General features: G+C 57.0%; 12 protein-coding genes and 4 tRNA genes. 3 read left to right on the top strand and 13 right to left on the bottom strand.

The window, feature by feature from the left end:
• Nucleotide 1: 1 nt before the first annotated feature.
• Both AC19YS_RS13430 and AC19YS_RS13425 read right to left on the bottom strand, forming a co-directional pair.
• A complete protein-coding gene (locus AC19YS_RS13430; RefSeq protein WP_106578841.1) occupies nt 2–808 on the bottom strand; it encodes a DUF2242 domain-containing protein in 807 nt (268 codons plus the stop codon).
• Nucleotides 809–897: 89 nt separating this feature from the next.
• The gene (locus AC19YS_RS13425; RefSeq protein WP_169367136.1) at nt 898–1,797 is read right to left on the bottom strand and encodes a LysR family transcriptional regulator; all 900 of its coding nucleotides are present in this window, start codon (nt 1,795–1,797) and stop codon (nt 898–900) included.
• A 117-nt stretch (nt 1,798–1,914) separates the two neighbouring features.
• On the opposite strand from AC19YS_RS13425, the gene AC19YS_RS13420 reads away from it, so the two are divergent.
• Entirely contained in the window at nt 1,915–3,090 is a 1,176-nt protein-coding gene (locus AC19YS_RS13420) for an MFS transporter (RefSeq protein WP_200624438.1), read from the top strand.
• A gap of 51 nt (nt 3,091–3,141) precedes the next feature.
• On the opposite strand, the gene AC19YS_RS13415 is transcribed toward AC19YS_RS13420, so the two are convergent.
• The 11 genes from AC19YS_RS13415 to AC19YS_RS13365 all read right to left on the bottom strand — a co-directional run bounded on the left by AC19YS_RS13415 (nt 3,142) and on the right by AC19YS_RS13365 (nt 15,589).
• Nucleotides 3,142–5,016, bottom strand: coding sequence for a SurA N-terminal domain-containing protein (locus AC19YS_RS13415; RefSeq protein WP_106578844.1), 1,875 nt, complete (start codon nt 5,014–5,016; stop codon nt 3,142–3,144).
• Between the two features lie 232 nt (nt 5,017–5,248).
• Nucleotides 5,249–5,536, bottom strand: a complete 288-nt coding sequence (locus AC19YS_RS13410; protein ID WP_221034285.1) for an HU family DNA-binding protein — start codon at nt 5,534–5,536, stop codon at nt 5,249–5,251.
• A gap of 133 nt (nt 5,537–5,669) precedes the next feature.
• Nucleotides 5,670–8,066 carry an endopeptidase La gene (lon, locus tag AC19YS_RS13405; protein ID WP_119739770.1) on the bottom strand — a complete coding sequence of 799 codons (2,397 nt, stop codon included), beginning with the start codon at nt 8,064–8,066 and terminating at the stop codon, nt 5,670–5,672.
• A 189-nt stretch (nt 8,067–8,255) separates the two neighbouring features.
• Nucleotides 8,256–9,539 (bottom strand): ATP-dependent Clp protease ATP-binding subunit ClpX, encoded by a 1,284-nt coding sequence (gene clpX / locus AC19YS_RS13400; RefSeq protein WP_017136464.1) that lies wholly within the window; start codon nt 9,537–9,539, stop codon nt 8,256–8,258.
• 112 nt (nt 9,540–9,651) lie between these two features.
• Nucleotides 9,652–10,287 (bottom strand): ATP-dependent Clp endopeptidase proteolytic subunit ClpP, encoded by a 636-nt coding sequence (gene clpP, locus AC19YS_RS13395; protein WP_083357884.1) that lies wholly within the window; start codon nt 10,285–10,287, stop codon nt 9,652–9,654.
• 91 nt (nt 10,288–10,378) lie between these two features.
• Entirely contained in the window at nt 10,379–11,689 is a 1,311-nt protein-coding gene (gene tig, locus AC19YS_RS13390) for a trigger factor (RefSeq protein ID WP_106578847.1), read from the bottom strand.
• Between the two features lie 129 nt (nt 11,690–11,818).
• Nucleotides 11,819–13,522 carry a group II intron reverse transcriptase/maturase gene (gene ltrA, locus AC19YS_RS13385; protein ID WP_023093520.1) on the bottom strand — a complete coding sequence of 568 codons (1,704 nt, stop codon included), beginning with the start codon at nt 13,520–13,522 and terminating at the stop codon, nt 11,819–11,821.
• A gap of 1,588 nt (nt 13,523–15,110) precedes the next feature.
• A tRNA-His gene (locus AC19YS_RS13380) sits at nt 15,111–15,186 on the bottom strand.
• A 77-nt stretch (nt 15,187–15,263) separates the two neighbouring features.
• A tRNA-Leu gene (locus AC19YS_RS13375) sits at nt 15,264–15,348 on the bottom strand.
• 56 nt (nt 15,349–15,404) lie between these two features.
• Nucleotides 15,405–15,480 (bottom strand) — tRNA-His (locus AC19YS_RS13370).
• Between the two features lie 32 nt (nt 15,481–15,512).
• Nucleotides 15,513–15,589: transfer RNA gene (locus tag AC19YS_RS13365), tRNA-Arg, on the bottom strand.
• A gap of 275 nt (nt 15,590–15,864) precedes the next feature.
• On the opposite strand from AC19YS_RS13365, the gene folD reads away from it, so the two are divergent.
• Both folD and pbpG read left to right on the top strand, forming a co-directional pair.
• Nucleotides 15,865–16,719, top strand: coding sequence for a bifunctional methylenetetrahydrofolate dehydrogenase/methenyltetrahydrofolate cyclohydrolase FolD (folD, locus tag AC19YS_RS13360; protein WP_106578848.1), 855 nt, complete (start codon nt 15,865–15,867; stop codon nt 16,717–16,719).
• 551 nt (nt 16,720–17,270) lie between these two features.
• Nucleotides 17,271–18,194 (top strand): D-alanyl-D-alanine endopeptidase, encoded by a 924-nt coding sequence (pbpG, locus tag AC19YS_RS13355; protein ID WP_106578962.1) that lies wholly within the window; start codon nt 17,271–17,273, stop codon nt 18,192–18,194.
• Nucleotides 18,195–18,311 lie beyond the last annotated feature (117 nt).

Raw genomic sequence — 18,311 nt, 5'->3', positions numbered from 1 at the left:
GTTACTGCGCGGGCGTGGGCAGCGGCGGAATCGCCTCTGTCGGCGCCGGCAGGCTCGGATTGGTCGGCGCCGGGGCCGGCTCGCTTGCCGGGGTCGGGGCCGGCTCTTCCTTGGGTGCAATCGGTGCCGTCTCGGCGGGCGGCGTCACCGTTTGCGAAGCAGCCGGCGCTGCCGGTTCTTCCTTCGGTGCCTCGACCTTCTCGGCTACCGGCGCTGCCTTGGGTTCCGGCACACCGAGGTCAGCCTTGGGCTTCTCGGGGATATGCTCGGCCTTCTTCACTTCCTGCGGCAGGAATACGTCCACCAGCGCGAAATAACGGTCGTAGAACTTGGGCGCCGAGACCGTCTCGCTCGCCACCTTGACCATCGAGTCATCGGTGGAGCCGATCGGCATCGACACCGAGCCCAGCACACCCACACCGAGGCTTGCGGAGTTGTTGACCTTCTTCAGCGCATAGCGATCCTGCAAGGCGTTGGCAAACATCGTCGAGTGGTTATTGCCTTTGCCATCATCGGCACACACCACGTTGAAGCTGATCTGCAGGTGCGTCTCGCCGGTCTGCTGAAAGCTCTTGTTACCCACGACCAGCTTCGGATCGCTGCTGGTGATGATGTAACCCTGGCTCAGCAGGGCACGCCGCGCCGCTTCGCAGGCCGCCACGTCGCTGACCGGGTAATCACGGGAGAACGTACCGGAGTCGTCGAAATTCTCATGTTCATAAATAGCGGTCTTGGGTGACGAGCAGCCCGCGGCGCCCGCCAGCACCAGCGCCAACCCGAGGCTACGCAAGTGAAATGATGTCGACATCGAAAATCCTGAGGAAAACAGTCCGGGCGGTATTGTGCAACAGAACGGGGTCCTGGCGCGCGCATTCCTGTCGGTAAAACGTCACAGGCCTACAGGACGGTGCCCGCAGGAAAAAGCCCGGCGCCCATATGGTCAATGAACACGCGCAGTTTGGCTGAGGCATGGCGACTTGCTGGCCATAACATCCAGAAGCTGCCGCGGTGCTCGAGAAAGTCATCCAGCACCCGCTGCAAATGCCCTTGCTGCACCGCGTCCCTGACCATGTAATCCGGCAGGCAAGCGATGCCCAGGCCTTCGTGCACCACATGGTTGAGCGATTCAATGGTGGTGCTGACCAACGGTGTGCGCAAAACGGGTTCTACGGCGCCTGGCACAGGACGCAATGGCCACGGTTCCAGCTTGCCGGTGGCGCAGAATTTGTGGCGCAGGCACGCGTGGCCGGTCAAGTCCCGGGGCTGCTGCGGGGTGCCATGTTGCTCGAAATAGCCTGGCGTCCCTACCAGCACCAAACGGTAGTGCCCCAGATGACGCGCCATCAAGCGCGAATCCTCCGGCCTGCCTGTACGAATCACCGCGTCGAAGCCTTCTTCAATCACATCCACCATGCGGTCGGAAAAATCCACATCCAGTTCGATGTCCGGGTACGCACGCATGAAATCGCTGAGCACCGGCATCAACAGCCCACGCACCTGCGGCACGCTGATCCGCAACTTGCCGCGCGGCGTGAGAGTGGCCTCGGTCAGCTCCTGCTCCGCGGCCTCGACTTCGGCGAGAATCCGTCGCGAACGCTCGAGAAACAACGCCCCCTCGCTGGTCAAGGTGATGCTGCGCGTACTGCGGTGAAACAGGCGCACACCCAGGCGCTCCTCGGTGCGTGCGATGCTTTTGCCCACCGCCGAGGAAGACACGCCAAGCACGCGGCCAGCGGCGGTGAAGCTGCGGGTTTCCGCGACCTGCACGAATACCGAAAGACTGCTCAGGCTGTCCAATGGGCCACCTATCAATTGCGGACGTGGGTGTCCGATAAGTTCGGAACCTTAGCCTGTTTTTCCGCAGCTCACAGCCCCCTACCCTGCTTCCTTGTCTTTCTTCATGGATAGCGTGCGATGAGCAACAGCCCTGCATTAACCGATTTTGCCTCTGCCAACCCACGTCAGGCTCTGCCGCTGGGTGGCTTGCTGGCGTTGGCTTCGGCCGGTTTTATCACCATCCTCACCGAGGCAATGCCCGCCGGGCTCCTGCCGCAGATGAGCGACGGCCTGGGCGTCTCGCCAGCCCTGGTGGGCCAGCTGGTCACCCTGTATGCCCTCGGCTCATTGCTCGCAGCCATTCCTCTCACGCTGCTGACCCGAGGCTGGCGACGACGGCCGTTACTGCTGATTGCGATCGGCGGCTTTGCTTTGGTCAACAGCGTGACAGCGTTTTCCAGCCATTACGGGGTGACCCTGGTGGCACGTTTCTTCGCCGGGGTCTTCGCCGGTCTGCTCTGGGCGCTGCTGGCGGGATATGCCAGCCGCATGGTTGCGCCAAACCTGCAAGGGCGGGCGATTGCCGTGGCGATGCTCGGCGCGCCCTTGGCATTGTCGCTCGGTGTGCCGGCGGGCACATTCCTGGGCACCACCGTTGGCTGGCGCCTGAGTTTCGCAATCATGACCGGGCTCACGCTGTTGCTGCTGATTTGGGCGCGCTGGCAGCTGCCGGATTTTGCAGGCGAACCTGCGGGAAAACGGCTGGGGCTGCGCCAGGTCCTGAATTTGCCAGGCATTCGTCCGGTGCTGTGGGTGACCTTTACCTACGTGCTGGCCCACAACATTCTCTATACCTACGTGGCGCCACTGCTGGAGCCCGCAGGAATTGCCGCCGAGATTGATCGTGTGCTGCTGGTATTTGGCCTCGCCGCGCTGCTGAGCATCTGGCTGGCGGGCGTACTGATTGATCGATGGTTGCGGGTGTTGCTCGTGGCCAGCTGTGCGCTGTTTGGTTTGATCGCCCTGGCGCTGGCGTTCTGGATCGAGTCGCCAGGGGTTGTCTACGCCGCCGTGGCGCTATGGGGCCTGGCGTTCGGCGGCCTGCCAGCGTTGCTGCAAACCGCACTGGCCAAGGCGGCCGGTGCATCGGCGGATGCAGCGCAGTCGATGCTGGTCACGGTGTGGAACCTTGGCATTGCCGGCGGCGGGTTGGTCGGTGGTGTATTACTTCAAGGCTGGGGCGTCGGTGCCTTTGCGTGGGCGGTCGTGCTGCTGATGCTATTGGCCGTGATCGCCAGTCTGAAGAGCAGGTAATAAAAAGCCCCCGGTCCTTTCAGAGCGGGGGCTTTGTACTGCAAACCGACATCAGAATTTCTTGATGTCAGCCTTGCTTTCCAACTGCTTGCGGTAGGCAGCAAAGTCTTGCTGACCGATACGGGAAGCGAGGAAGCGGCGGTATTGCGCCTTTTCTTCGTCCGTCGGCGCAGCGGCTTCGTTGACGCCGTTCAAGCGCACGATCACCAGACTACCGTCCGCCAGGGTCACGGTAGTGAAGGTCGGCTTGTCCTTGCTCGCAGGCTTGGGCATGCGGAACAAGGCTTGCAGCACGGCCGGGTCGATCGCTTCCTGGCTACGGGTAGCCGCTTCAGTGACTTTCCAGGCCTGGCCGTCGATCGGCTGGTTCAGCGCAGTTTTGCCATCACGCAGGCTGGCGATCAACTCGTCAGCATGAGCCTTGGCAGCCGCGCTGGCGCGCTCCTTGGTCATCTGCGCACGGATAGCGGCAGAGACGCTTTCCAGTGGCAATTGCGTAGGCTTCAGATGCTCTTTGGCCCGCAGCACAATGATGGTTTCCGGGTCCAGCTCAATGGCGGTGCTGTTGGCACCCTCATCCAGCACTTCCGGGCTGAATGCAGCTGTGACCACCGCGCGGTTGGCGGCAACACCTTCGCCACCTTCACGGCCAAACGGCGCCGAGGTGTGCACGGTCAGCTTCAGGTCGGACGCCGGCTGAGCCAGGTCGGAGGCTTCGAATGCCGCATCTTCCAATTGCTTGGTGGCCTCGACAAAACGTTGCTCAACCTGCTGAGTCTTGAGCTCGCGCGTCAGCTTGTCTTTCAGGCTGGCGAACGATGGCACTTGCGGTGCTTCAACGCCCAACAGCTTGATCAGGTGCCAACCGAAGGTGGTACGTACCGGCGCTGACACCTGGTCCTTGTTCAAGGCATACAGGGCAGTTTCGAAGTCAGGATCGTAGACGCCAGGGCCCGCGAAGCCGAGGTCACCGCCATTGGTGGCCGAACCTGGGTCTTGGGAGAACTCCTTGGCCAGGGCGTCGAACTTCTCACCCTTGGCCAGGCGTGCCTGGATTTCCTCGATCTTGGCCTTGGCTTGCGCGTCGGTGGTCTTGTCGTTGACTTCAATCAAAATGTGCGCGGCACGACGCTGTTCAGCGAGGTTGGCGGTTTCTTTCTGATAGGCAGCCTGCAGCTCATCGTCCTTGACCGTGACCTGATCGAAGAACGAAGACTTCTTCAATTCCAGATAGTCGATAACCACCTGATCGGGGGTCATGAACTCTTTGGCGTGCTGGTCGTAGTAAGCCTTGACCTCATCGTCGGTGAGCTTCACCGCCGCAGGGTCGGCCTTGATGTTGACGGTGGCGAAATCGCGGGTCTGTTTTTCCAGACGGGCGAATGCCAGCACTTCAGCGTCGGTGACAAAGCCGCTGCCGGCGAGACCTGCGCGAACCTGGCCGATCAGCATTTCCTGGGTCAGCATCTGACGGAATTGCATACGGCTGTAGCCCAGTTGACGGATCACCTGGTCAAAGCGTTCAGCGTTGAACTGGCCGTCCACTTGGAATTCCGGCGTCTGCAGAATCACTTGGTCAAGCGCCGCTTCAGAGAAGCCGAACTTGGAGTCGGCAGCACCTTGCAGCAGCAGTTTGCGATCGATCAGACCCTTGAGGGCTGCATCGCGCAGCAGTTTTTCGTCCAGCAGGGAAGCATCGAAATCCTTGCCCAGCTGTTGCATCAGCTGGCGACGTTGCATGTCGACGGCCTGGCTCAATTCGGTTTGGGTGATCTCTTCACCGTTGACCTTGGCCACGTCCTGTTTGTTGTTGGTCGAAGCCTGGAAAATGGCCTCGATACCGGTGAACGCCATCAATGCGACGATGATCCCGATAATGGTCTTGGCAATCCAGCCTTGTGAATTGTCCCTGATATTTTGCAGCATGCGTCCCCCAGAAACGGTTGATCTTCAAAAATTAGGCAACCGTGGAGCGTGGGTAGAGTCCGGATAGAAGAAAGGCGCATCCGAGGATGCGCCTTCTCGTAACTGGCGGAGCGGACGGGGGTTTGAAAGCACACCCCAGGCCCTGGCGACCCGATGGATACGTGGGTCAGCTGCCGCTCCGCTGCCAGGCCAGACCTGCGTCTGACCCGGGTAGGTAAGGCTTGAGCGAAGCTTAGTTAACGGCTTCTTTCAGGGCTTTACCGGCTTTGAAACCTGGTTTCTTGGCAGCAGCGATTTGCAGTGCTTTGCCAGTCTGTGGGTTACGGCCAGTGCGAGCTGGGCGGTCGGTCACAGAGAAAGTACCGAAGCCTACCAGTACTACAGAGTCGCCGGCCTTCAGAGCGCCAGTGACGGATTCGATTACTGCGTCCAGCGCACGGCCAGCAGCAGCTTTCGGGATATCAGCGGATGCGGCGATAGCATCAATCAGTTCCGACTTGTTCACTCTAAGTCCCCTTATATATCTATTGAGTATGATTCTAAGTTTTTTGGTGAAAGCAAAAACCAGTGCTGAATGGCCTACAGACACTTAAGAGCCGCTTTATAACAAGGGCTCTAAAAAGCTGTCAAGGAAGCCACCCGGCTTAATCGCATTAATGCGTGCTAATTCTTTCCTTGGAATCAGACTCGCGTTTTTCATCCTTCGAGACTATCTCCGGAGCCACATCTGGCAAGGGCTCCGGCGCGTATTGCAGCGCAATTTGCAGGACCTCGTCAATCCATTTAACCGGTTTAATCTGAAGATCCTGCTTGATATTGTCCGGAATTTCCTTCAAGTCGCGAACATTCTCTTCAGGAATGATCACCGTCTTGATACCACCCCGGTGTGCAGCGAGCAATTTCTCTTTAAGACCGCCAATGGCCAATACCTGGCCACGCAGGGTGATTTCCCCTGTCATTGCCACATCGGCTCGCACAGGGATGCCGGTCAGTGCCGATACCAGTGCCGTGCACATGCCTACGCCAGCGCTAGGACCGTCTTTGGGCGTCGCCCCTTCCGGCATATGGATATGGGTGTCGTGCTTCTCGTGGAAGTCCAGGGGAATCCCCAGGCTCTTGGCGCGGCTGCGCACCACGGTCTGCGCGGCAGTGATGGATTCGACCATCACATCACCCAGCGAACCGGTCTTGATCAACTGGCCTTTGCCCGGGATCACGGCGGCTTCGATGGTCAGCAATTCGCCGCCCACCTGCGTCCACGCCAGGCCCGTCACCTGCCCTACCTGGTCTTGCTGCTCGGCCAGGCCGTAACGGAATTTCTTCACACCCAGGAAGTGTTCAAGGGAGTCGGCGACAACCTTCACAGAGAAGCGTTTTTCCAGCGCGTGTTCTTTGACCGCCTTGCGGCAAATCTTCGCAATCTGGCGCTCAAGGCCCCGTACACCCGCCTCTCGCGTGTAATAACGCACGATGTCGCGAATCGCTTCGACCTCAAACTCGATCTCGCCTTTTTTCAAGCCGTTGGCTGAAATCTGTTTAGGCGCGAGGTATTTGACGGCGATGTTGATCTTCTCGTCTTCGGTGTAACCCGGCAGACGAATCACCTCCATCCGGTCCAGCAGCGCTGGCGGAATATTCATGGAGTTGGAGGTGCACAGGAACATTACGTCGGACAGGTCGTAGTCGACTTCCAGGTAATGGTCGTTGAAATTATGGTTCTGCTCGGGGTCGAGCACTTCGAGCAATGCAGAGGCTGGATCGCCGCGCATGTCGCTGCCCATTTTGTCGATTTCATCAAGCAGGAACAGCGGGTTGCGCACGCCCACCTTTGTCATCTTTTGAATCAATCTTCCTGGCATCGAACCGATGTAAGTACGGCGATGGCCACGAATTTCCGCTTCGTCACGCACACCACCGAGGGCCATGCGCACGAATTTGCGGTTGGTGGCGTTGGCGATGGACTCAGCCAGGGACGTTTTACCGACCCCAGGAGGCCCCACCAGGCACAACACCGGACCACGAATTTTCTTCACGCGCTTTTGCACGGCAAGGTATTCGAGGATGCGTTCTTTGACTTCTTCGAGGCCGTAGTGGTCGGCATCGAGGATGTCTTCAGCGCGCGCCAAGTCCAGGCGCACTTTGGTCTGAGCCTTCCACGGCACCTGCACCAGCCAGTCGATGTAGGAACGCACCACGGTGGCTTCGGCGGACATTGGCGACATTTGCTTGAGCTTGTTCAGCTCAGCGGTGGCCTTGGTCAGCGCGTCCTTTGGCAGGCCGGCAGCATCGATGCGCTTTTTCAGCTCTTCGATTTCATTGTGGCCGTCCTCGCTGTCGCCGAGCTCTTTCTGAATGGCCTTCATCTGCTCATTCAGGTAGTACTCGCGCTGGCTGCGCTCCATCTGTTTTTTCACGCGACCGCGAATGCGTTTCTCAACCTGCAGCAGGTCGATCTCGCCATCCAGCAAAGCCAGTACGTGTTCAACACGGGCCGGCAAGTCGATAATTTCGAGGATGTCTTGCTTCTGCTCGATTTTCAGCGCCATGTGCGCGGCCATGGTATCGACCAGGCGGCTTGGCTCATCAATGCTGTTGAGAGAGGACAGGACTTCAGCCGGGACTTTTTTGCCCAACTGCACATACTGCTCGAACTGCGAGAGCAGGCTGCGCACAAACACTTCAGATTCGCGCTCAGGGGCTTCGACTTCGTCGATCAGCGCCACTTCGGCGCGCAGGTGGCCATCCACCTCCATGAAACGCTCGACTGCACCACGTTGCTCACCTTCCACCAGCACCTTGACGGTGCCATCAGGCAGCTTGAGCAATTGCAGGACAGTAGCAACGGTACCGACGCGATACAGGGCGTCTTCGCCTGGATCATCATCAGCAGGATTTTTCTGGGCCAACAGCAGGATCTGCTTGTCGCCCGTCATCGCGGCCTCGAGGGCTTCGATAGACTTCTCGCGCCCCACGAACAGCGGGATAACCATGTGCGGATAGACGACGACATCACGCAACGGCAGGAGAGGCAATTCGATGGTTGTCTTCATGATTTCGCCTCTATGACAGTTGAAAAGTAAGCTTGAAAACAAGATGGGGGCTGCATGCAAAAAAAACAAGCTCAATGCCAGCAGTTAAACGCATGAATAAACGCGAATTAAAAAAACTGCTGCAAAAAACAGCCCCAAAAAAGAAGGGGCCCCGAAAGGCCCCTTGCTTGTACTGCAACTGCAAAACGCTTAAGCGTCAGGTGCAGCCTTGGCAGCCGGCTCACTGTTTTCGTAGATATACAGTGGCTTGGATTTGCCTTCGATAACGCTTTCGTCGATCACCACTTTACTCACCTCGGACTGCGAGGGGATTTCGTACATGGTGTCGAGCAAAACGCCTTCGAGAATCGAGCGCAAACCACGTGCACCGGTCTTGCGCTCCAGTGCCCGCTTGGCCACTGATTTGAGTGCGTCGGTACGGAACTCGAGGTCTACACCTTCCATCTCGAACAACTTGGCGTATTGCTTGGTCAGGGCGTTTTTCGGCTCGGTGAGGATCTGAATCAAAGCAGCCTCATCCAGCTCGTCCAACGTGGCCAGGACCGGCAGACGGCCAACGAATTCCGGGATCAGACCGAACTTGACCAGATCGTCAGGCTCGACTTCACGCAGGGACTCGCCCACCTTCTTGCCTTCTTCCTTGCTGCGCACTTCCGCACCGAAACCGATGCCGCCACGCGTGGAACGTTGCTGAATAACCTTTTCCAGACCGGAGAACGCACCGCCACAGATGAACAGGATGTTGCGCGTATCAACCTGAAGGAATTCCTGCTGCGGGTGCTTGCGGCCACCTTGAGGCGGTACGGAAGCAACCGTGCCTTCGATCAGTTTCAACAGAGCCTGCTGCACGCCCTCACCCGATACATCGCGGGTGATCGACGGGTTGTCGGACTTGCGCGAAATCTTGTCGATTTCGTCGATGTAGACAATACCCATCTGGGCCTTCTCTACGTCGTAGTCGCACTTCTGCAGCAGTTTCTGAATGATGTTCTCGACGTCCTCACCCACGTAGCCAGCCTCGGTGAGGGTGGTGGCGTCGGCGATGGTGAACGGAACGTTCAACAGGCGAGCGAGGGTTTCTGCAAGCAAGGTTTTACCCGAGCCTGTAGGGCCGATCAGCAGGATGTTACTCTTGCCGAGTTCGACTTCGTCGCCTTTCTTGTCACGCTGGTTCAAGCGCTTGTAGTGGTTGTACACCGCTACGGCCAGAACCTTCTTTGCACGCTCTTGACCAATCACATACTGATCAAGGATGCCGCTGATTTCTTTAGGCGAAGGCAATTTATGCGCGCTGCTTTCGGCCTGAGCTTCCTGCACCTCCTCGCGGATGATGTCATTGCACAGGTCGACGCACTCGTCGCAGATAAACACCGAGGGGCCGGCAATCAATTTGCGTACTTCATGCTGGCTTTTGCCGCAGAAGGAGCAATAGAGCAGCTTGCCGTTGTCCTCGCCGTTGCGGGTGTCAGTCATTCGTTCGATCCAAATCCGATAGGCTTGCAACACAAGATGAAGGCTTATGCGGGCTTTTTCAAGCCCGCCGGTGGTCGGACATGCCGACCAGCCCTATTTTGAGGTGCTTATATTAAGCGGGGCGCTTTTCGATCACTGCGTCGATCAACCCATACGCGCGTGCAGCTTCCGCGCTCATGAAGTTGTCGCGATTGGTGTCACGCTCGATTTCTTCCAGGGTGTGCCCGCTGTGCTTGGCCATCAACGTGTTGAGGCGCTCACGAATAAACAGGATTTCCTTGGCGTGAATTTCGATGTCCGACGCCTGGCCCTGGAAGCCGCCCAGCGGCTGGTGAATCATCACGCGCGAGTTAGGCAGGCAGTAACGCTTGCCCTCGGCGCCCGCGGTGAGCAGGAACGCGCCCATGCTGCAGGCCTGACCGATGCAGGTCGTCGACACGTTTGGCTTGATGAACTGCATGGTGTCGTAGATCGACATACCCGCCGTCACCGAACCGCCCGGGGAGTTGATGTAAAGATGGATGTCCTTGTCCGGGTTTTCCGCTTCAAGGAACAGCAGCTGCGCGCAGATCAGGTTGGCCATGTAGTCCTCTACAGGGCCGACCAGAAAGATCACTCGTTCCTTGAGCAGGCGCGAGTAGATGTCATAGGCGCGTTCGCCACGAGCAGATTGCTCGACAACCATCGGGACCAGGCCGCCAGCGGCCTGGATATCAGAGTTCTGCTGAATATAGGAATTACGGAACATGCTCTGCAGTTACTCCCAAATAGTCATGTCTTGAAAACGCATAAGCCAGCGCGAGGCTGGCTTATGGTTGTATTTCGAACGAGTTGGACAATCAGTCGGCTTGTGCTGCTTCCGCCGGTTTGACTGCTTCTTCGTAAGAGACCGCTTTGTCGGTCACCTTAGCCTTCTGCAGAACAGTATCCACAACTTGTTCTTCCAGCACAACCGAACGTACTTCGTTCAGCTGCTGGTCGTTCTTGTAGTACCAAGCCACGACCTGCTCTGGCTCCTGGTAGGCGGAAGCCATTTCCTGGATCATTTCGCGAACGCGATCTTCATCAGGCTTGAGGTCGAATTGCTTGACCACTTCGGCCACGACCAGACCCAGCACTACGCGGCGCTTGGCTTGCTCTTCGAACAGCTCGGCCGGCAGTTGGTCAGGCTTGATGTTGCCGCCGAACTGCTGAACCGCTTGAACGCGCAGGCGATCCACTTCGTTGGACAGCAGAGCCTTAGGCACTTCGATCGGGTTGGCGGCCAGCAGACCATCCATGACCTGGTTCTTGACCTTGGACTTGATGGCCTGACGCAGCTCACGCTCCATGTTCTTGCGAACTTCGGTGCGGAAGCCGTCGATCCCGGTTTCCTTGATACCGAATTGAGCGAAGAACTCTTCGTTCAGCTCTGGCAACTTAGGCTCGGAAACACTGTTGACGGTCACGGTGAACTCGGCGGCTTTGCCGGCCAGGTCCAGGTTCTGGTAGTCAGCAGGGAACGTCAGGTTCAGAACGCGCTCTTCGCCGGCTTTGGCGCCAACCAGGCCGTCTTCGAAGCCAGGGATCATGCGGTTGGAACCCAGCACCAGCTGAGTGCCCTTGGCGGAGCCGCCAGCGAATACTTCGCCGTCAACCTTGCCAACGAAATCGATGTTCAACTGGTCTTCGTTCTGAGCAGCGCGATCGACCGCTTCGAAACGGGTGTTCTGCTTGCGCAGGATTTCCAGCATGTTGTCCAGGTCGGCATCGGCCACTTCAGCGCTCAGGCGCTCTACGGCGATGTCTTCGAAACCGGCAACGGTGAATTCCGGGAAGACTTCGAATACGGCAACGTATTCCAGGTCTTTGCCGGCTTCCAGGGATTTAGGTTCGATCGAAGGCGAGCCAGCCGGGTTCAGCTTGTGCTCGACAACAGCTTCGTAGAACGAAGCCTGGATCACGTCACCTACAGCTTCCTGACGCGCATCGGCGCCAAAACGACGCTTGATTTCGCTCATTGGCACTTTGCCTGGACGGAAACCAGCGATCTTGGCCTTTTGGGCAGTCTGCTGCAGACGCTTGTTGACCGCAGTCTCAATACGCTCTGCCGGCACGGTGATGCTCAGGCGGCGCTCGATAGCAGTAGTATTTTCAACAGAAACTTGCATGGATATTCCTCGTTGCACAGACGTTAGCCGGCCGTTTCCGACCCCAGAATGTCGGGTAGAGATGGGCCATTACTGGCCCATCTCCCCCTAAGAACCGTACGTGCGAGTTTCCCCGCATACGGCTCGGGCCTAATCAAAACCCCCGGTAAGGGGAGCCGGTTTGTTCACTGTCAATCCGCGAGCGTGTAGCCGCTGGTGACAAAGGGGGTGCAATAGTACCCGGTTATTTAGGGAGTCTCCACCGCCTTTTGTGCGGTACAGAATGTGGTGATCATGCCACCCCGTCTCCTTCGTAATCGGTAACTTACATATTGGACACAATCCTTTCTGACTCTGGAAAAGGCTCAAGATTTGCTTACGGTACGCCAGCCTTTTGAGCATCTGTTCCATACGCCTTTTCTCACCCATTTCCTCCATAGAAGGATCGAAGGGGTTGTACTCCCCACTCACCTTCTTGTGTCGTTCGATCGGAGTGCTCGCTAGCGAGTACAACTCGATCGTTCGCATCTCTCCCTTGTCATTCATCGTCGCGGTAGCAAACACCCCTTTCCGCCCCTTCATGGGTTTAAAGTATTTCGCTCCGATCCACTGGAGTGTTTTCTTAGGGTGTCGCCGTTTTGCCCAACGCCATAGAGCCAGAAAGATCATGTAATCCATGCGGCTATACGCTTTCTTGGCTACCACAGGCTGGTGATAGAACGCCCAGCCACGCAGTATCGGATTCAGCTGTCGGATCAGATCCTCCTGCCTTACCGTTTTGCTGGTACTGATGACCTCCCTTACCTTGCTATAGAACGCTTTCACGTTTTTCTTGCTTGGCTTGATCAGAAGCTTCCCATCGTACTTGCGGAAATTCCAACCTAGAAAGTCAAAGCCTTCCTTTATATGGACGACACGCGTCTTCTCGAGTGACAACTGCAGCCCCCGCACTGCTAGGAACTGCTCTACCCAAGGTCTGACTTCAGTTTCCAGCACCTCTCGCGAGGTTCCGGTTATCACAAAGTCATCCGCGTAACGCACCACATTGATTTTCAGCTTCTTGGCCTTGGTCACACCCAGATGTTGCTTAAGTTGTGACTCCAGCCCATCCAGCACCAGATTCGCCAAGCTGGGCGAGACAATCCCGCCCTGTGGCGTACCGGCATCCGTTGCCTGTAGCTGGCCTTTATGAATCACGCCAGCTTTCAACCATTTTCGGAGAACCACCTTATCCGTTGGGACGTTGGTGATAAGCCAGTCATGATTGATATGGTCAAAGCAGCCTTTGATGTCCGCCTCCAAAACCCATTGGGCCGAAACCTTCTTGGATAGGCATACGAACAACTGCCCCATTGCATCCGCCGTAGATCGCTCGATCCTAAAGCCGTAGCTGTTTGGATCGCCGGTGGTTTCTGCAATGGGTGCCAGAGCAAGCAAATACAACGCCTGCATTGCCCTGTCCGTCATGGTCGGAATGCCCAGAGGGCGCTCCTTTCCATTTGACTTCGGAATAAACACACGCCGTAAAGGCCGTGGCTTATAACCGTGGCGCCTCAACCCATTTGCCGCCTTCCATTTGGCATCGGGTGTATCCCAGAGCACGCGGTCGACTCCCGCCGTGCGCTTACCCTGGTTTTCAGTGACTCGCCGTACGGCCAAGTATCTGGCCGAGCGTGAGCGGGTCAGCATCCGCTGCAAGGCTTTCACCCTGCGCCAGTTGCCTTCCCGACAAGCCTTCGCAATCCGTATCTGCATCGCCCGGACATTCCGCTGAACACGCCACCAATCGATGTCATGCCATTGTTGCGGAGCGCCGGAAGGCGCAGACACGGCCAATTGGCTATGTTCTAACATGCTGCCTTCCTCTCAAGTTGCCCCAAGCGAAAGACGCACACATCCCCTGACGGGAATGGACGCTCCCGCCAGGGCTGGATTAATAGAAGATCCGTTACAGCTGGATCTCTAGGTTTATTGAGACAGGTTCACTCAGAGTTCATGCGACGAAAGACCACGCAGAAGTCTGCCCGGTTTCCCGTGGAGCAATGTTCCAGCCCCTATCCAGGCCATTACAGCCCGGCTTTCGCTTTCTCTGCGATCCCATACCCGCACAGCCAACGGATCACCTTGCGGTTCACCTGCCCGAAGGCAGCTATACGGGCTTACCACGTTCCCTGCCTGTCACACGACTGGGTTAGAGTCTGCCTATTCGCCGGCGACCTTATGTGACGACGTGTTCCGACCCTTGACCAGAACAACCGGTCGCATCACCTTTTTGGTTAATGCCTATCAGCAGATTAGGCACCGTAATGCTGACGACGTTTATTAGCAGTTCACTTGTGTTACCCATACCAGCCAGCCTAGCGCCTCAACCCGGTACTGCTCCGAGCATCTGCGCTCCGCCTCACGGCGAAGACGCACCCATACGGGGGCTACATTGTTGGAAGAGCTTCACACCCCACCGTTACCAGTGACGCATGTCTTCCTAGGCTATCGTTGGTCGCACAACGAGTCCGCTGCCACTCCAAACAGGCAATGGTTGGACAATGACAGACAGAGCTTTCGCTCATGTCTCCGGTTTGATGTGAACAGGGACTGCCGAGGCAGCATGCTCAAAGAATTGTTACCTCCTGTTTCAAAAGCAGGAGGGAACCCCAGCGGGGATTCTCTCCCGCATGGGTTTAGCCCTGAATAGGGCTGATGTGTAGTAGGCACTCCAATACCGGAAATCCAGTACTGCGGTCGAGCCACCGAGCGCTAATCGACCTTGAGTTTGCCACCGCCGCTGCGGCAAGTCCTTGAAGGCATTGGACTTCTGGGAGGGTTTTGTTTCTTGGGGTTGGGTACCCAAGCTCTCGGCTCTCTTTCGAAAACCCTTCAAGATGACTCTACACCTCGAAGTTTAGGAGACACGCCACGCGTGTCGCACCAAGGGCATGCATTCTAGTGGGTCAAACTCAAGAAGTCACCCTACTGAAAACGGGTAGAAAAACAGCAGGCCATTTATAGGTTCAAGTGCACGCATGCACTTCATCCCGTAAGCAAATACAGCTCATCATGCCAAGGCTCTGCATCAGCCTTCTATATATAGAAGAGCGTGGACGTCCAACCTTGGCGACCGACCTTGCACGCAAGGTCGAAGGGCGCGGCAGCAGCATCGAGAAACACAAATACGACGAAACGCCCCACCCTGGAAACTCAAGACACTTAAACAAAAACGGCACAGCCCTTTTCAGGTACTGCGCCGTTATTCGCTATTAAATAGCTGCACTGACCCCGATAGAGCCGGGAATCAGTTCTACACGCTCAAAACCGGCAACGATTCTAACGCCAAGGCATTGAGAATGCTTGCTTTTTCTTGGCGTCAAGCCACAGCGTCGACAGACAGGAAATTCTGGGCGCAAAAAAAAGCGCCAGATCATTGATCTGGCGCTTTTTCTGAATATGGGGTGGACGAAGGGGATCGAACCCTCGACAACGGGAGTCACAATCCCGTGCTCTACCAACTGAGCTACGCCCACCATATTGCATTAACAAAGAACTCAACCATCTTCTTTGTCGAACCTCGCACCCCCTGACGGCGGTGCAAAGCTTTAATTGGTGCGGATGAAGAGACTCGAACTCTTACGCCTCGCGGCGCTGGAACCTAAATCCAGTGTGTCTACCAATTCCACCACATCCGCGCTTGAAGCTCTTAAAGCAAAGGCGCCAGATGATTAATCTGGCGCCTTTTAAAATATGGGGTGGACGAAGGGGATCGAACCCTCGACAACGGGAGTCACAATCCCGTGCTCTACCAACTGAGCTACGCCCACCATATAGCGCTACTTGTGCCAAAGCTGCCTAATGGCGCACCCGGCAGGACTCGAACCTGCGACCATCCGCTTAGAAGGCGGATGCTCTATCCAGCTGAGCTACGGGCGCCTGATTAATCTGTACTCTTGGAGGATTACAAACTAAGTGCTTCCAGCCTTGCACGACAACAATTGTGCTCGACCTTCTTAACCAGTGCTAGGCTGTGCCCGACAAGTGCGACGAATAGTATAGACGCCTCGGAAACCCGTCAAATCTTTTTTGAAAAAAATTCATTTTATTTAAGGGGTTAGGGCAATTTGCAGACCAAGCGCCTTTGCCCTCACGTCTTGGCATGCGAGAATGCGCGCACTTTTCTTCCCCCTCTCGATGGTTAATCACGCGTAATGACTGCACAACTTATCGACGGCAAATCAATCGCCGCCAGCCTGCGCCAGCAGATCGCCAAACGAGTCACCGAGCGTAGCCAGCAAGGCCTGCGCACGCCTGGCCTCGCGGTGATCCTGGTCGGCAGCGATCCTGCCTCTCAGGTTTATGTCTCGCACAAGCGTAAAGACTGTGAAGAGGTCGGCTTTATTTCCAAGGCCTACGACCTGCCGGAAGACACCACCCAGCAGGCCCTGACCGACCTGATCGACAGCCTTAATGACGACCCGGGCATCGACGGCATACTGCTGCAGCTGCCACTGCCCGAGCACCTGGATGCCTCTAAATTGCTGGAGCGCATCCGCCCGGACAAAGACGTCGACGGTTTCCACCCTTATAACGTCGGCCGCCTGGCCCAGCGTATCCCGCTGCTGCGCCCGTGCACCCCGAAAGGCATCATGACCCTGCTGGAAAGCACCGGTGTCGACCTGTACGGCCTCGATGCCGTCGTGGTCGGCGCGTCCAACATTGTCGGGCGCCCGATGGCCATGGAGTTGCTGCTGGCTGGCTGCACCGTGACCGTCACTCACCGTTTCACCAAAGACCTCGCTGGCCATGTCGGCCGCGCCGACCTGGTAGTCGTGGCTGCCGGCAAACCCGGCCTGGTCAAAGGTGAGTGGATCAAAGAAGGTGCCATCGTCATCGACGTCGGTATCAACCGCCAGGAAGACGGCAAGCTCGTCGGCGACGTGGTGTACGAAACCGCCCTGCCCCGCGCCGGCTGGATTACACCAGTGCCAGGCGGAGTGGGCCCGATGACTCGAGCATGCCTGCTGGAGAACACCTTGTACGCGGCAGAAACACTGCACGACTGATAAGTGCCTGTTATAAAAAGCCCCGCCTGATCGCGGGGCTTTTTATTGGGCGCAATTAACGAACGACGCTGCGTCGTACCTGCCGTGGCACCTTGTTCAGCGGGTGGCAATGCTCTCCCCTGGCCAGCCTCGCTTCCAACGAAGGCGTCATTATCGCCGGTGGTACTGGCAGAACCGCGTTTACACGCCTGTTACTTAGGACCAGGCGCGTAGCCCGGAGTACACCGATGCACTCATCGAAACACTCAATGACCGAGCGTTTGAGCTCAACCTGAAAGTGGGCTATTTATGTTTAAGCACCCTGCCTGACTTTGTGGGCAACTTCACCCGGCACACACTGGTAAAATCGTCGGCCTAAAGCCGCTTTGAAAAAAAACTGGCGCGATGAGCAGGATTTTTAAAAACCGGTACAACCCTGACCAATCATCGGCTTACAGCCTTTATTTAAAGGCCTCTATCGCTTTCTGATCCATACTCCTAAAATGTAACGGCATTTGTCATATAACCCGTTCCTGAACGGTATTTCCTTACTTTTTAGCGAGTTCACCCGCGTGAAAATTCGTCTCTCTATTGTCAGCCTATTTTTTGTATTTACAGGCACCTTCGCGCACGCAGCCGAAACCACTCTGGCGCCGCGCGACACCTCCAAACTGCAGATCGCTTCCGGCAGCGCCATGCTGGTTGACCTGCAGACCAACAAAGTCATCTATTCCAGCAACCCCGACGTGGTCGTGCCCATCGCATCCGTCAGCAAACTGATGACCGGCCTGATCGTGCTTGAAGCCAAGCAGAACATGGACGAGTACATCGACATCAACATCAAAGACACGCCAGAAATGAAAGGCGTGTTCTCGCGCGTGAAAATCGGCAGCGAAATGCCGCGCAAGGAAATGCTGCTGATTGCCCTGATGTCTTCGGAAAACCGCGCCGCCGCCAGCCTGGCCCACCACTACCCAGGTGGCTATCCAGCCTTTATTGCCGCAATGAACGCCAAGGCCAAAGCCCTGGGCATGACCAGCACGCACTATGTCGAACCCACCGGGCTGTCGATTCACAACGTGTCCACCGCGCGCGACCTGAGCAAGCTGCTGGCCTATGCGCGCAAGTTTCCGATGCTGAGTCAGTTGAGCACCACCAAGGAAAAGACCGTGTCGTTTCGCAAACCCAACTACACCCTGGGTTTCTCCAACACTGACCACCTGATCAACCGCGCCAACTGGGACATCAAGTTGACCAAGACCGGTTTCACCAATCAGGCCGGCCACTGCCTGGTGCTGGTCACCAGCATGAGTAACCGCCCAGTGTCGTTGGTGATTCTGGATGCCTTTGGCAAGTTCACCCACTTTGCCGATGCCGGGCGCATTCGCAACTGGGTTGAAACCGGCAAGAGCGGCTCAGTGCCGGACGTAGCGCTGCGCTACAAGGCTGACAAGAACCTGAAGAACCGTCCTAACGCCGCAGAAGTGCGTCGCTAAGCACCACAGTGTCAATGTGGAAGCGGGCTTGCTCGCGAAGGCGGTGGGTCAGTCATGAATGTATCGACTGACACTCGGCTTTCGCGAGCAAGCCCACTCCCACCTGTTTGGGTCTGC

Source organism: Pseudomonas sp. MF08831 (genome assembly GCF_059862645.1).
This window is presented reverse-complemented; position numbering and strand designations above follow the sequence as displayed.

What these genes read in the sequence shown, in the direction of transcription:
- clpP (WP_083357884.1), bottom strand. Translation starts at nt 10,287, where the DNA reads ATGTTCCGTAATTCCTATATTCAGCAGAACTCTGATATCCAGGCCGCT.
- AC19YS_RS13430 (WP_106578841.1), bottom strand. Translation starts at nt 808, where the DNA reads ATGTCGACATCATTTCACTTGCGTAGCCTCGGGTTGGCGCTGGTGCTG.
- AC19YS_RS13420 (WP_200624438.1), top strand. Translation starts at nt 1,915, where the DNA reads ATGAGCAACAGCCCTGCATTAACCGATTTTGCCTCTGCCAACCCACGT.
- ltrA (WP_023093520.1), bottom strand. Translation starts at nt 13,522, where the DNA reads ATGTTAGAACATAGCCAATTGGCCGTGTCTGCGCCTTCCGGCGCTCCG.
- tig (WP_106578847.1), bottom strand. Translation starts at nt 11,689, where the DNA reads ATGCAAGTTTCTGTTGAAAATACTACTGCTATCGAGCGCCGCCTGAGC.
- folD (WP_106578848.1), top strand. Translation starts at nt 15,865, where the DNA reads ATGACTGCACAACTTATCGACGGCAAATCAATCGCCGCCAGCCTGCGC.
- clpX (WP_017136464.1), bottom strand. Translation starts at nt 9,539, where the DNA reads ATGACTGACACCCGCAACGGCGAGGACAACGGCAAGCTGCTCTATTGC.
- AC19YS_RS13415 (WP_106578844.1), bottom strand. Translation starts at nt 5,016, where the DNA reads ATGCTGCAAAATATCAGGGACAATTCACAAGGCTGGATTGCCAAGACC.
- lon (WP_119739770.1), bottom strand. Translation starts at nt 8,066, where the DNA reads ATGAAGACAACCATCGAATTGCCTCTCCTGCCGTTGCGTGATGTCGTC.